Here is a 14,542-nt window from a genome sequence, read left to right as displayed (position 1 = left end):
ACACGGCAGATGAGGAAACCGTCGGCAGAGCTTGCTTGTCCTTTTCCATCCCGCTGACCGCCATGATATTAGTCACGAGCTGCTACGAGAGGATGCCACTGGCACCGCTATGACTTTAACAGAACTTCGCTACATCGTAACCCTCGCCCAGGAGCGTCACTTTGGCCGTGCGGCGGAACGCTGCCACGTTTCACAGCCCACGCTCTCGGTCGCGGTGAAAAAGTTGGAAGAGGAATTGGAAACGCCGTTGTTTGAGCGCTCCAAGTCTACCGTACAAGTTACTCCGCTGGGCGAAAAAATTGTTGCCCAGGCGCAGCGTGTGCTGGAACAGAGCACGCTGATTTTTGAGCTGGCCAGCACGGGTAAAGATCAGCTGGCCAACCCGCTGCGCATTGGTGCGATTTATACGATTGGCCCTTATCTGTTTCCCCATTTGGTTCCTGCATTGGCAAGTGCGGCGCCGCAGATGCCGCTGTACATTGAAGAGGGCATGACCGGCACGCTGCGCGCCAAGCTAAGAAGCGGTGAGCTGGATGTGATTATTGTGGCCCTGCCGTTTACCGAAACCGACGTGGTTACTAAACCGATCTACGACGAAGCTTTTGAAGTACTGATGCCCGCCAATCACCCCTGGGTTTCACGCGAAGCGATCAATAAAGAGGATTTACTCGAAGAGCGGCTGTTGTTGCTGGGCGAAGGGCACTGCTTCCGTGATCAGATTCTGGAAGCCTGCCCGGCGATTACCCAAAAGCTCAACAGCCCCAACAACACCTTGATTGCCGAAGGCGGCTCGCTGGAAACCATTCGCCATATGGTCGCTTCCCGGTTGGGCATTACGGTATTGCCGCAGTCGGCGCTGGGCACTAATCAGTATGAGAATGCCATGTTAGTGAGTCGGCCGTTTGTTGACCCGGCGCCATCGCGTACCGTGGCGATTGCCTGGCGGGCGAGTTTTCCGCGGCCCAAAGCCATTGAAGCGCTCATCCAGGCGATCAGCCACTGCCAGCAGCCTGCCAAGGCCGTGAACAGCGCCCCATGAGCGATCTCGCCGCGCCCATTACGGCGCTGAAAGGCGTGGGCGAAGCGCTGTCGCTGAAACTTGGCCGGTTGGGGATCGAGCGGGTCAGTGATCTGCTGTTTCACCTGCCGCTGCGCTATCAGGACCGTACACGGCTGACGCCAATAGGCCTGCTGAGATCGGGCCAAGAAGCGGTCATTGAGGGCGAAGTGACCGCCTGCGATGTGGTAAAGGGGCGTCGCCGCAGCCTGTTAGTTCGCCTGCGCGATGCCAGCGGTATTCTCAGCCTGCGCTTTTTTCACTTTTCGCCCGCCCAGCAGCAACAGATGCGCCCCGGCGCCACGGTGCGCGCCTTTGGCGAAGCGCGCGCCGGTGCCACCGGCTTAGAGATTTATCATCCTGAATACCGCCTCAGTGGTGGTAGTGAAACGCCGGTAGAGGAGTATTTCACGCCTATTTACCCCACTACCGAAGGCTTGAACCAGCCCCGGCTGCGTGCCCTGGCGCAGCAGGCGCTCGGGCTGCTGGATAACGCCCCCGAGGCGCTGCCTGATGTGATTCCCGAGACGCTGCTTCAACGCTTTCAGTTACCCGGCCTCCACGCCAGCCTTCACCTGCTACACCAGCCGCCGCCGGATGTGAACATCGAACAACTTAGCGGCGGCCACCACCCTGCCACGCGGCGTTTAGCGTTGGAAGAGCTGCTCGCTCATCAATTAAGCCTTCGCGAGGTGCGCCTGCGCATTCAGGCCGATGGCGCGCCAACGCTACCGTCTGGGCGCAGCCTGCAGGCGCGCTTCCTGGCCCAGCTTCCTTTTGCACTGACCGGTGCTCAGCGCCGCGTGCTGGAAGAGATTAGCCACGACTTGAGCCGCCCCGCGCCGATGCTGCGGCTGATCCAGGGTGATGTGGGTTCGGGTAAAACCGTGGTCGCCGCCATGGCCGCGCTCTCAACGCTAGCGGGCAACTGCCAGGCGGCCATCATGGCACCGACGGAGATTCTCGCCGAGCAGCACTACCGCTCGTTCAAAGCCTGGTTTGAGCCACTGGGGATCGAAGTGGCGTGGCTGGCGGGCAAGCTCAAAGGCAAAGCGCGGCTAGATGCCAAAGCGGCGATTGCCGATGGGCGCGCGCGGATGGTGGTGGGCACCCATGCGCTGTTTCAGGACGACGTACACTTTGAGTGCCTGGGGCTAGCGATTATTGACGAGCAGCACCGCTTTGGCGTGCACCAGCGTTTGGCGCTGCGCGAGAAAGGGGAAGCGGGCGGACTCACTCCGCACCAGCTGATCATGACCGCCACCCCGATTCCACGCACCCTGGCCATGAGCGCCTATGCGGACCTGGATGTCTCGGTAATCGATGAACTGCCGCCCGGCCGCACACCGGTGAAAACCGTGGTGGTGCCCGACGAGCGGCGCCCAGAAGTGGTCGAACGCATCCGTTTGGCTTGCAGTGAAGGCCGTCAGGCGTATTGGGTGTGCACACTCATTGATGAGTCTGAAGTGCTGCAGTGTCAGGCCGCCGAAGTGACCCGTGATGAACTGACGACAGCGTTGCCCGAGCTGGCGGTAGGCTTGGTGCATGGACGCATGAAATCGAGCGAGAAAGCCGAGGTAATGACTGCCTTCAAAGCGGGGGAGCTGGATTTGCTGGTGGCCACCACGGTAATCGAGGTGGGCGTAGATGTCCCCAATGCCAGCCTGATGATTATTGAAAACCCCGAGCGCCTAGGGCTTTCTCAGCTTCACCAGTTGCGTGGCCGGGTGGGTCGGGGCAGCACCGAAAGCTTCTGCGTGCTGCTCTATCATCCGCCGCTGTCGAAAAGCTCGCGCCAGCGTCTTGCCGTCATGCGCGAAACCACCGACGGCTTCCGCATTGCCGAGAAAGACCTGGAAATCCGCGGCCCGGGCGAAGTGCTCGGCACCCGCCAAACCGGCTTGGCGCAGATGAAAATCGCAGACCTTGAACGCGATGCGGACTTGTTGGAGCGGGTAACGGCACTCGCCCAAACGCTGCAAGGCGACCCTAAGGTCACGGCCGTGCTGGTGCGTCGCTGGCTGGGTGAGGCTGCAGGCCGCTATGGGCAGGTTTAAGCAGAGACGCTGTTGGAGGCGTGCTTTTCACTCTCTTCACTTCCCACCAATCGATTAGCGGCTTCGCCTAGCGGGGCCAGTTGCTCAGCGATGAGGCGTAGTTGGCTTTGGATAGGGCGATAAAGTGTAATGGCTGGCTCGTCCGCTGCTACCGCACTCTGCTCTTCTAGCTGGGCTAACAGTTCGGCGGCTTGCTCCTTTGTTGCCTCAACCGGTTGGCGTTTATTGAGCTGTTCAGCGATTTGGCCTAATAGCTCACCAATACGTTTAGCTACCGGCACCAGCGTGGCGTCGTCTTCATCGTCTGCCAACTGATGGCGATGAGCCCCCAGGGCGGAGAGGTGGCTAAGCAGGGTGTTGGAAAGCACCAGAAAACGCAGGCCGTTGTCTGCATCCAATTTTCGGTAATGTCCCGGCTCATGGAGCATATTGGTGAGTAGCGTCGAGAGCGCCGCGTCGGCGTTATGGGCATTGCGCCGCGCCAATCGGTAAGCCAAGTCATCCTGCTTGCCCTCCTCGTACTGGTGGATAATCTCCTCCAGGTAACGGCGGTGGTTATTTAGCGCGTTGGCGGCTTCGCGGTAAAGCCTGCGTCCCTGCCAGTCGGGCAGAATAAAAAACACCGCTAAGCCCGCGATCAGGGAGCCAAGCAGGGTGTCGAGCAGGCGCGGCAGGATCAAGTCGTAGCCGTCGCCCACTTGGTTGAAGCTGCATAAGACCAGCAGCGTGATCGAGGCGGTGGCGATCACGTAATGTTTTTCGCGGTTAGCGAAGAACGACACCCCAGCGGCCACGGCGATCATGCTCTGTACCAGCGGATGAGGGAAGAGACTGATGGATGCCCAACCCACCACTAAGCCCAGTACCGTGCCCAGAATTCGCTGCGATAGGAACCGACGCGTGGTAGCGAAGTTCGGGCGACAGACGAACAGCGTAGTGAGCAGGATCCAAAAGCCCTGCTCGGGGTCGATCCACTGCAGCAGCCCGTAGCCCGCCATGAGTGCAATGGAGAGCCGCACCGCGTGGCGAAAAGTGGGCGAGCCGAGGGTGAAGTTAAGCCGTACCCGTTTCCACGCTTCCAGTAGGCTGGACGGCGAGCGGTCATACAGTGAGCTGTCGCGCCGTTCATCGCTGACACCAGGATTGTGGGCACTGGCGAGTTGGTTTTCCAAAGTGGCCAAGTTCTCTGCCAGGGCGCTGAGCGGGTAAAGCAGCGGTTGCCATTCGGGTTTGCCGCGGTCACGTAGGTTCTCGATGGAAGCGTGCAAGTCAGCCAGCGCCTCTTCGCTCTGCTGGTGATCGAAGGGGCGATTGAGCAGCAGTGATTTGGCTAGCTGGCGGCAGGAGCGCCCCTGCTGATCCAGCAGCCTTTGGCAGCGAAACAGCACATCATGATGGAAGAACGCTTTGCTGAGCGCGCTGTAAGGGTAGTGGGTAGAGCTGGCGCGTTCATGGATGTCCTGGGCAATAAAGTAGATGCGCAGGTAACGGTTGAGCTTGCGATCGCCGCGCTGGCCCTCTAAGCGCCTAAAAATCATCTCTTTGGCTTGATTAAGTGCATCGACCACTTTGCCGTTCTGGCGTGCCAGTGCTACCCGACGTGCCTCCACATCTACGCCCCGCACCGGCTCAAACAGCGCCGATTTCAGAATCAAAAACTCGCCCAGCGCTTTGTACACTCGCGCCATGCTTTGCTTCACTGGCTGGCGTGAAAACAGCGCGCACCACACCACCGAGATTAATCCGTACCAAACTGTTCCTGCCAACAACAGCAATTGGCGTGCAGCCACGTCCTCATCCACGCCGCCATGCTGCTCGATGTTGATCATTGAGTAAATCGATAGAATAAGCGTGCCCGAGGCAATCGTGGCATAACGCTGGCCGATGGCGCCAAGCATAATCAGGGTGAAGGTAGAAACCCCCAGTCCGATGGCAAACAGCCACGGCCAGGGAAACAGCCACTGGACAATAAAAGACGCCGAGGTAAAACACACCAGGGTGACCAGCAGAGCTTGAAAGCGACCTTGCCAGCTGTCGTCAGTTTCAGACAGCGCACAGGCGATGATGCCTAGAAAGAGGGGAATCACCAGCGCGACATCACCCATTAAGCCGCTAAACAGCAGCGCACCGCTGAAGGCTATAAATACGCGCAGGCTATAGGCGAATTTATCCAGCGTCCAAAGGCGCCGCAGCGGCAAAGAAATAGGCATAGAAGCTCTTATGGGTGATTATTAGACTTTAGTATAAGCAGCTAGTATAGAGGCTAAAAGCCGTGGTTGTCTTCGCGTTACGGCAGAAAGTAGCCAATAAAAGTTAACCGGTGTTGAGGGGGTTGGGATGGAGATTAGGGGTAAACCCCGCCACGTATACGTGGCGGGTGAGAGCTACAAATACTTGAGTAGTTTTTGTAACTTGTTCATATCGGCAGAGTCTCCCACCAAGCGCACGCTGCCGCTCATCATGCCGTCGAGAAAGGCCTGCTGGGTGGGCTTTTTGAGGACTCTCAAGGCAGTATCCTGATCACGGAAACGTAACTCGAGATCTAGGTCCACGGGTAGCCCATTACCGGTGCTGATGCTTTTTGGCGTCATCCGGTAGTAGCGGGCAATGCTTAGGTCTTCCGTGGCAATCCCCCAGTCCAAGCCGCGCATACGTTCTAACTGCTCGCGAAAGCGCGGCTTGCGGCGCAGGGCTCGTTTGAGCATCACGCCCAGCAGCCACAGCGTCAACTTGAGTTTCATTAGGAAACAGCGTCCTTAAGCGCTTTGCCTGGCTTAAAGGCGACGTTTTTGCTGGCCGGAATTTGCAGCGGGGCACCGGTTTGCGGATTTTTACCGGTACGGGCTGCGCGCTCACGTACGGTAAAAGTACCAAAGCCAATTAACGCGACATCTTCGCCTTTAGCAACGCTGTTAGTGATTTCATCCAAAATGACGTTCAGCACTTGGCCTGCTTTATCTTTGGATAGGTCGGCACTTTCAGCGATCGCAGCAGCGAGTTCAGGTTTGCGCATAAGGAATCTCCCTTTATTAATGTTTCGAGCGAAAAGCAAATGTATGTTGTTGGGTGCGTCACTTGATTAGGCTAGCTTATCTAGCCTAATCGCGAACGCGGCGAAAATCAGCCTAGCAGCGTAGGTGCTGCTCTGGAAAGCTCCACTTTCCTTCTCACGCAGCCGCCTGTCAACGCAAAACCAATCAAACGTCCGTCTTTATTTTCAGCCAAGGCACTGATATCGCCGCCTTCGCCTTCAATTCGCCACCGCTCAGGTGTTTCTTTTGGTGGGTAGGCCACCACCGGCAGCAGCGGTGTTTTAACCACTACCGGCCATGCGCCAAAGCTGACAGAAGTTGGTGTGCCCGTTAGGGTTGCTGCCAGCGCTTTAGCACTGGCTTGCAGCGGCTGTACGTACATGGCATTAACGCCGTCTACGCAAGCGACATCGCCCAAGGCGTAGATATCTGGATGCGAAGTACGCAGCTGGCGATCCACCTCTATGCCAGTAGGCGATACGCTTAAACCAGCAGCTTCGGCAAGCGCCGTACGAGGCGCAAGGCCAGTGGCCATCAACACTAAATCAGCGCTGACAGTATCACCATTATCTAAGCGTAATACGATGCCTTCAACACTGTGGGGCGCGATCGAGTTGATCGTGCGGCCTAAGTAGAGATGGATACCTGCCTCGCTGAAGGCTGCGCCTAAGGCATTGCCCAATGGGGCGGGCAGCAAGCGTGGAAGCAGTGTAGTTTCAGGGGCAACGATACTGACCTGATGGCGCCCCGCGTGCAGGTCGTTGGCAAACTCACAGCCGACTAGCCCCGCGCCAATAATTGCCACTCGAACATGGCGGTGGTCTAAAGCTGCATAAAAGCGACGGTAGTCATCTAAATTGTTGATGGCCAAGCAGCGCGAAGACACGCTGGGATCGACTTTGAAAGGCTCTCGCGGTGCAGCGCCAGTGGCTAATACGAGGGTGTCGTAGCTTAGTCTTTCATAACTGGAAGCTTGCTCATCTTCAAGAAGGATTGATCGGTTATCCACATCCAATGTGCTTACTGGGGTGTGGGTAACAATGCGAGCGTTCAGCTCATCGCCAAGTTCTGCGGCGCTGCGCTGTGCTAATTGGTCAGGGGCTAGTCCTTTGGCAACGCCGGTTGAAAGCAGTGGTTTGCTGTAATCATCACCGCTGTCAGCACTAATCATTGTAATGGAGCGCTGATCACCCAAGCGTCGCAGTGCACGTGCAAGGCCTATACCGGCCATTCCAGTACCAATAATGACTAGCTCAGTGTGAAATGTTGAAACTGCCTGCGTATGGGGGGATGCGAGCATGCAAACACCAAAAGAGTTTCTGGAAAAAAAGCCTTTAAAGGCATTATGTTATACTAATTACCCCTATTTTAACTGCCTTGGAGACGCTGATTGGTGATGAATTTTTTAACGTCAGAAAAGGCTGCGCTTATTTTTACTGCTTTGTATACGACGGTTTTTTCGGCCTATTTTATCGTCAATTTGAATATTGAATTTCTGGGTTATATCGGGGTGATTGTACTTGTTTTTGCACTGCTTTACGGAACCCTTTATGAAACTCGAATCCCGGCTTCCGTATTGTGGGGCATCTCTGTCTGCGGGCTGCTTCATATGTTGGGAGGGAGCGTTCCAGTAGACGGTGACATACTTTACACGTGGCGGATGGTTCCCCTTTTTGACGGCGGAGGGGAATTTTATATTTTCAAGTATGATCAATTCGTGCATGTCTACCTTTATGCCGTCGTCGCTTTACTGTTTCTTCATTTGCTGAGAAATTATTTGGGTCAGAAACAGCCCCCGCTACTCATCGGCTTTATCGCGCTTATGGCAGCACAGGGCGTGGGCGCGGTAAATGAAATGATCGAGTTTATTGTCGTGTTGTTAGTCCCGGATAATGGGGTTGGTGGCTACTACAACACGCTGCTTGATATTGTTTTCAACTTTATCGGAGCAACCTTAGCTATCACAGGGTTTTATCTTTTTCATGTCAATGCCGAAAAGTAGCAATTGAATGATGGGTAGCCTTTTCTTGTGGAGTGAGTAGCCTGGCTTCCTGCCTTATCTTATGGACTAACATACTGACATTATTCTATGAATCCAGGCTTTAACATATCACTGCGGCAAGCTCCGCTTTTTCAGCGCTGGCGGCCTGTGGCGGCAGCGCGCCCGGCAATGAGTACCTCCTGGTGGCAGTGGGTTGCTTCGACAGATTCATTAACCGCTCGTTTAATGGCTGCTGGTGGTGAAAAACAGTTTCGAGTGCGGCTGCTGTGCCAGGGTGTAGGCTGGCCACGACAAGATGAGGCACGGGCGTTGGGCATTGCCCCTAAGCGTTATGCATGGCTGCGTGAAGTAGCGTTGTGTTTAGATAACACGCCATGGGTGGTGGCGCGCTCGGTCGCCCCGCTAACGCAGGTAAAAGGCCATCGTTTGGAAGGGTTGGGTGAGCGCTCGCTAGGCAGCTGGTTATTTCGTCAGCCAGGTGTAGTGCGTGGGCCGTTGGAGGTCACGTCTCAACCCCTGCCGTTTGCCAGTGTCAGTGTGAAGGGAATAGAGAATAGCTGTGCTTGGGGCCGGCGCTCGGTTTTTCATCACGGCTGTCAACACGGCGGTCTGTCACTATTGGTTCAAGAGTACTTTTCGTGTGCGATGGCGGATGAACTGGATTTGCCTTCGCGCTAGGCTAACGTCTGCATCTTATTTCTGTGAGGTAAACATGGATCGTTCACTGTTACGGCCAAAGGGGTTTGCTCGCGTGTCAGATTTTTTACAGCTGATGCGCCTGAATCGACCCATTGGTACGTGGCTGTTGATGTGGCCGACGCTTTGGGCGCTGTGGTTTGCCAGCGAGGGAGTACCGGGGCGAAATGTGCTGCTCATTTTTGTGGCCGGCGTCTATGTAATGCGTGCTGCTGGCTGTGTGGTGAACGATTATGCGGATCGCCACTTTGACGGCCATGTGAAACGTACTAAACATCGTCCGCTAGCCACCGGCCGTATCAGTGAAACCGAGGCTCAGTTGCTGTTTATTGTTCTGGTAGCCGCTGCGTTTATCCTGGTGCTGTTGACCAATTGGTTTACGGTACTGCTCTCGTTGGGTGGTGTATTGCTGGCGGTTATTTACCCCTTTATGAAGCGCTATACCCACTTTCCACAGGTGGTATTGGGGGCGGCGTTCTCCTGGGCCATTCCGATGGCCTTTGGTGCAGTGCTGGGCTACGTACCGCTGGAAGCATGGCTGCTGTTCTTTGCCAATGTGCTATGGACTGTCGCGTACGACACGCAATACGCCATGGTCGACCGCGACGATGATTTGAAAATTGGTATCAAGTCGACAGCTGTACTGTTTGGAAATGCGGATTGTTTGATGATCGGTTTACTGCAGGTGGCCACGCTAGGATTGCTGGGCTGGGTAGGCTGGCGGGTCGGATTAGGCGGTTTTTTCTGGTTGGGGCTTACCGCCATGGCAGCCACCTTTCTGCACCAGCAGCGCTTGATTTACCAGCGCGACCGGGATCTCTGCTTCCAGGCGTTTCTTAATAACCACTGGTCGGGCCTGCTGATTTTTGCTGGTATCGCGCTAAGTTGGTGGCCTGCAACTGGGCAATAATCACTATTGTCATCTAACTGTCATCAAGACATGGTGTTATCGTCATTGACATGTCATTGAGCTAGTTTCCTTTAGCTAGCTTTCTCTGAACTGGTTTTTTTGAACACCGTGAGGCTCTGGTATGACCGCCAAGACCGTTCTGATTGTCGATGATGAGGCGTCGATTCGCGAGATGATCGCGGTAGCGCTGGAAATGGCTGACTATCGCGTGCTTGAAGCGGATAATGCCCAGGATGCTCATGCCATGGTCGTTGATCACCAGCCCGATTTGCTGCTGCTTGACTGGATGATGCCTGGAACTAGTGGTATTGAGCTGGCTAGACGCTTAAAGCGTGAAGAAACCACCGCTGAGATCCCCATTATCATGCTCACCGCCAAGGGTGAAGAAGATAATAAAATTCAAGGGCTTGAAGCCGGCGCCGATGATTACATCACCAAACCGTTTTCTCCTCGTGAATTGGTGGCACGGCTAAAAGCAGTGCTCCGCCGCGCGACCCCGCGTGGCGTCGAAGACCCGATTGAGATTAACGGCCTGTTGCTTGATCCAGTGAGCCACCGGGTAAGCGCTCACGGCAAAGCGCTGGAAATGGGTCCCACCGAGTATCGTTTGTTGCAGTTTTTTATGACCCATCAAGAGCGTGCCTACACACGCAGCCAACTGCTTGACCAAGTGTGGGGTGGCAATGTGTATGTTGAAGAGCGTACAGTCGATGTGCATATTCGTCGCTTACGAAAAGCGCTAGGCAATGTGCATCAAAGCCTGATTCAAACGGTTCGGGGCACCGGTTACCGTTTCTCTGCACGGGTATAAGTGTGCGTCTATGGAGTCGTGAACTGTGGCGACTAGTGTGGCTAGCCGCGCTGGGCACTTGCTTAGGATGGTTGCTGGGCGCTGCTGGGTTGGGGCTCGCGGCCGGGCTTGCAGTTTGCCTGTTTTACCACCTGCGGCAGCTGCGCGAACTCTACTTGTGGTTAACCCTTCATCCTCACGACGAACCGCCTGCGGCCCGAGGAATGTGGGGCGAACTGTTTGATCGCTTGTACCGCTACCAAAAGAGTCAGCGTATAACTCAAAGCCGACTGCGGGCCACCTTGGCGCGCATCCAAGAGTCGTCTGAAGCGATGCGCGACAGTGTGGTGATGCTTGATAGACATGGTGACCTGGAATGGTGGAACAGCGCTGCAACAGCCATGCTGGGGCTACAAACCGCCCATGACCGTGGTCAGCACATTACCAATCTCCTGCGCGACCCAAGCTTTATCCGCTATTTTAATGCGCGGGACTATAGCGAGCCGCTAACGCTAACGTCGCCGATTGATGAGCGGCAAATCCTGCAGTATCAAATTACTTTGTATGGTGATGATGAAAGGCTGGTAATGGCACGGGATATTACTCGCTTGCATCGCCTAGAGCAGATGCGGCGTGATTTTGTTGCCAACGTATCCCACGAGCTGCGCACTCCTTTAACGGTCCTTTCCGGCTACCTGGAAACCTACACCGATATTGCCGACCAACTGCCTCCGCGTCTTGGAAAGAGCATTCACCAAATGCAAGAACAGACGCAGCGAATGCAAAATTTGGTGAATGATTTATTGCTTCTATCTCGTCTCGAAATTGACCAGGGGGGTAAAGATCATCATCCACTGTCACTGGGTCCTTTACTACAAAGCATTTGTGATGATGCGCTGGCTCTTTCGCATCAGCGACATACCATTACCGTAGCGCTTGAAAGTGATGCATGCTTACTTGGTAGTGAGCAGGAAATCCGTAGTGCGATCTCAAATTTAGCCTTCAACGCCGTTCGCTATACACCGGTGGGAAGCCATATCACAATACGCTGGAAAAAGAGCACTACCGGCGGTGGTTGCATAGACGTTGAAGACAATGGCGAGGGTATTGACCCCGTCCATATCCCCCGACTAACCGAACGTTTCTACCGTGTTGATAAAGGACGTAGCACCGCGACCGGCGGCACCGGTTTAGGCTTGGCGATCGTGAAGCACGTGTTGTTACGTCATGATGCGCAACTGCACGTTGAATCCCACCCCGGCAAAGGCGCACTTTTTCGCTGCATCTTCCCCTCCTCGCGTCTTATCCAATCCTGAGACGGGTTACATCGCATAATTCTTGTAGATGTGTGCAATGTTGGCATGCAAGATTGGTAATACTTTGCGCATGTGTCATTTCTACACATTTTCTACGTTATATTTTAGTTGTTTCGCTTTAAAAAAATAGCTGAATTTTTTATTAAATTGTTGATTATTATATACTTTATTTAATTATTGGTTGATTGGCATAATCACTGCACTATTATGGTTAAGGAAGACGACCGCAGGAAATGCTGGCTACTGGTTAGCCCTTCTTTCTTAACGAAGCAGTATCAAACAGCGATCGGAGGTGGAATATGATGTCCAAGGATTTTCTCAAGAAAGCTGGCATTTTAGGTGTTTCTTTTGGTTTAGTGGCGAGCCCATTAGCCTTTGCTCAAACAGATGAAGACTCTGCTATTGATGAAAACCAAGGTATTACGGTTGAGGAGCAGCCGTTGGATACCCAATCTCATGATAAGGCAGAATCAGGCGACTACGAAGAAAAAGAACTGACGACTGACCATAATACCCAAGGTCCAGATACTGTCGGTGAGCCAAATTCAACAGATGCTAGTGGCGATCAAGAGTACACACCTGAAGAAGTAGTTGAAGAAAATAGCGCTGATTAATTTTTCAATTATTTGATATCAAAGGTTAGTTTTACGATATCCAAGATATGCTTTTTCAATGGATGATGAAGCGATCAAAACAGGAAGTTTTATAGGCAAGGATGGTTTTTAGATTCATGGATGAATCAGTAGGCAATCAAAACGCTAGTGAGGGTAAATTCCAAGGTTGGAGTCCCGCACAAGGAGTGGAAGCTAGTGTTAGTTATTACCTATTCTGATGTCAGGCCCCGCGTAAACGGGGCCTAATTTTTGTTGCCTGCTTTTGCTATCCTCGCTATCCTCGCTATCCCAGTATTTTCTTCTTTCCTTTTCTTTCTCTTTCTTTACCTTTTTACATCCCTTCTCTCTGTTTTCTATAACGATTGCACCGGTTGGTCTAGCTAAGGCTGGCTAGAAATAATGAGCAACTGCGAAGTTTAGGCATACGCATAAATTTTTTAACGCAGCATGAAAGCATTGGACACGTTTTGTAACAAAAACTTGCAATAGGCTGGAGATATGTTACGTTAATGGGGTGGGTGAATCATGCAAATGCATGCCACACATCAGGGATGCACATGGATTCAAGGAATGGATCAAACGACAATCAGAGCGCTAGTCAGGGTTAAATTCCAAGGTTGGAATCCCACAAAAGGAATGGAAGCTAGTGTTAGCCATTGTCATAAATTGTGTTCTTAGACCCTGCCTAGGCGGGGTCTGATTTTTTGTGTCCAGAAGCACAATAGCACTCAGTGATGGTGATGGCCTTCCGCAGCTTCGCTACCTTCTTGGGCACTTTGTACCCAGACTTCGATGTCCACATCACCTTGTTCAGCAAAGGTGAGCGTGAGGGGAAACCGTTCGCCCTCTTTTAGCGGCTCGGCTAATCCAATCAGCATTAAGTGCAAGCCGCCTCCGGGGCGCATGGTAGTGGTCTCCCCGACCTCGACGTGAATCTCGTCCACATGGCGCATCTGCATCATATCGCCGTCCATTTGCATTTCATGCAGTTCAACTGTGTCGCTGGCTGGGCTGCTTGCACCCATCAGGGTAACAGGGGCTGACAAGGCGGTGATATCCACATAAGCAGCGCCGTTGCTAGCTCCCGGAGGGGTTGGGGTGGCGAAGGGGTGCGCGATACGCATAGCGTCTGTTTGGACGTCATGAGCTATCGCTACTGACGCCACCAGAGAAAGGGCGCTGACAACACACACACCCAGCCAAGTGATGGGTTTGATCATTCGTTTATTCCTTTATTGTTGATTGAGAGCAGGAGCGTGATCTAGCACGTAACAGTAGCAAAGTCGCCGAGCACAGGTAATAAGCGCCTACTGTGGTGTGATGCCGCGTGCGTCATTATATGCGTCTCTGTAGTGGTCATCCCAGAGCAGTACGGCGCCCGCCACTGCACCAGGAAGCAGAAAAAGATTGGCCAATGGAATCCAGGTGATAAGTGTGACCAATCCGCCAAAGCTGAGGCTTTGCCACCAGCGTTTCGAAAGTCGTTGGCGCATATCGGCAAACGTCACTTTGTTGTTATCCATAGGGTAGTCCAAATAAGTAATGGCCATTACCCAGGCGGAGAAGAGCGCCCACAGCAGCGGGGCAGCTAAATTCAGCCCCGGGATCCAGCTAAGCACAAACAGGCCAGCGGCGCGCGGCAGTATATAAGCAAGCTTAACAAACTCGCGACCAACAGCATCAATGGCTGTTTTAGTAAGGTTGCGGTCGTCGATGGGTTCGTTCCCCGTTACCTGCGTTTCGACCTTGGCGGCCAAAAAACCGTAAAACGGGGCGGCGATTAAGCTGGTTACCAGCGTGAAGGTGAAAAACACCACCACTAGCAGGCTAACCACGAACAGGGGCCAAATAAGCCAGGAGAGCCAATCGAGCCAGGTCGGCACCATATTCATCCAGTGGGCCAACCACCCATCGAAGCGGTTAAGCACAAAGCTGAACATGCTGACATAAACAATCAGGTTGACCAGAATGGGTAGAAACACATAGCGGCGCATACCTGGCTGATACACACAGCGTGTGCCTCGGCTAAGCGCAGTGACAGCATCCAGCATGATGGGGAGACTCCTTA

Annotated in this window: 14 protein-coding genes; 8 read left to right on the top strand and 6 right to left on the bottom strand. The window is 53.9% G+C overall.

Annotated features, from left to right (window positions below; all coding sequences use genetic code 11):
- The first annotated feature begins 109 nt into the window (after window positions 1–109).
- A complete protein-coding gene (locus ACW44H_RS19270) occupies window positions 110–1,039 on the top strand; it encodes a hydrogen peroxide-inducible genes activator (protein ID WP_457506086.1) in 930 nt (309 codons plus the stop codon).
- The gene (gene recG, locus ACW44H_RS19265; RefSeq protein ID WP_457506085.1) at window positions 1,036–3,114 is read left to right on the top strand and encodes an ATP-dependent DNA helicase RecG; all 2,079 of its coding nucleotides are present in this window, start codon (window positions 1,036–1,038) and stop codon (window positions 3,112–3,114) included. The genes ACW44H_RS19270 and recG overlap by 4 nt, the downstream gene beginning before the upstream one ends.
- Here the strand turns inward: recG and yccS are convergent.
- From yccS to ACW44H_RS19245, 4 genes are all read right to left on the bottom strand, one after another.
- A complete protein-coding gene (gene yccS, locus ACW44H_RS19260; RefSeq protein ID WP_457506084.1) occupies window positions 3,111–5,324 on the bottom strand; it encodes a YccS family putative transporter in 2,214 nt (737 codons plus the stop codon). The two genes, recG and yccS, sit on opposite strands and share 4 nt — an antisense overlap.
- A 174-nt stretch (window positions 5,325–5,498) precedes the next feature.
- Window positions 5,499–5,855: a hypothetical protein gene (locus tag ACW44H_RS19255; RefSeq protein ID WP_113270157.1), complete on the bottom strand. Its 357-nt coding sequence runs from the start codon at window positions 5,853–5,855 to the stop codon at window positions 5,499–5,501.
- Complete coding sequence (locus ACW44H_RS19250) at window positions 5,855–6,127, bottom strand: HU family DNA-binding protein (RefSeq protein WP_018918476.1); 273 nt, start codon at window positions 6,125–6,127, stop codon at window positions 5,855–5,857. The genes ACW44H_RS19255 and ACW44H_RS19250 overlap by 1 nt, the downstream gene beginning before the upstream one ends.
- 107 nt (window positions 6,128–6,234) lie before the next feature.
- Entirely contained in the window at window positions 6,235–7,446 is a 1,212-nt protein-coding gene (locus ACW44H_RS19245) for an NAD(P)/FAD-dependent oxidoreductase (protein WP_457506083.1), read from the bottom strand.
- Window positions 7,447–7,542: 96 nt separating this feature from the next.
- Here ACW44H_RS19245 and ACW44H_RS19240 point away from each other — a divergent pair, with 96 nt between their 5' ends.
- From ACW44H_RS19240 to ACW44H_RS19215, 6 genes are all read left to right on the top strand, one after another.
- Window positions 7,543–8,148, top strand: a complete 606-nt coding sequence (locus ACW44H_RS19240) for a DUF2238 domain-containing protein (protein ID WP_457509090.1) — start codon at window positions 7,543–7,545, stop codon at window positions 8,146–8,148.
- 168 nt (window positions 8,149–8,316) lie between these two features.
- Entirely contained in the window at window positions 8,317–8,826 is a 510-nt protein-coding gene (locus ACW44H_RS19235) for a chorismate--pyruvate lyase family protein (protein WP_457506082.1), read from the top strand.
- Window positions 8,827–8,860: 34 nt separating this feature from the next.
- Window positions 8,861–9,754 (top strand): 4-hydroxybenzoate octaprenyltransferase, encoded by an 894-nt coding sequence (ubiA, locus tag ACW44H_RS19230; RefSeq protein ID WP_457506081.1) that lies wholly within the window; start codon window positions 8,861–8,863, stop codon window positions 9,752–9,754.
- Between the two features lie 121 nt (window positions 9,755–9,875).
- Window positions 9,876–10,565 carry a phosphate regulon transcriptional regulator PhoB gene (gene phoB, locus ACW44H_RS19225; protein ID WP_447046041.1) on the top strand — a complete coding sequence of 230 codons (690 nt, stop codon included), beginning with the start codon at window positions 9,876–9,878 and terminating at the stop codon, window positions 10,563–10,565.
- 2 nt (window positions 10,566–10,567) lie between these two features.
- Window positions 10,568–11,860 (top strand): phosphate regulon sensor histidine kinase PhoR, encoded by a 1,293-nt coding sequence (gene phoR, locus ACW44H_RS19220; protein ID WP_457506080.1) that lies wholly within the window; start codon window positions 10,568–10,570, stop codon window positions 11,858–11,860.
- Window positions 11,861–12,162: 302 nt separating this feature from the next.
- Window positions 12,163–12,474 carry a hypothetical protein gene (locus ACW44H_RS19215; protein ID WP_113270265.1) on the top strand — a complete coding sequence of 104 codons (312 nt, stop codon included), beginning with the start codon at window positions 12,163–12,165 and terminating at the stop codon, window positions 12,472–12,474.
- 728 nt (window positions 12,475–13,202) lie between these two features.
- Here ACW44H_RS19215 and ACW44H_RS19210 read toward each other — a convergent pair.
- Entirely contained in the window at window positions 13,203–13,694 is a 492-nt protein-coding gene (locus tag ACW44H_RS19210; RefSeq protein ID WP_457506079.1) for a copper chaperone PCu(A)C, read from the bottom strand.
- Window positions 13,695–13,781: 87 nt separating this feature from the next.
- Window positions 13,782–14,525 (bottom strand): sulfate transporter CysZ, encoded by a 744-nt coding sequence (gene cysZ, locus ACW44H_RS19205; protein WP_457506078.1) that lies wholly within the window; start codon window positions 14,523–14,525, stop codon window positions 13,782–13,784.
- Window positions 14,526–14,542 lie beyond the last annotated feature (17 nt).

This window comes from Vreelandella sulfidaeris Esulfide1 (assembly GCF_054072535.1).
Note: the sequence above shows the minus strand (reverse complement) of the source record. Positions and strands in the feature narration are given on the sequence as shown.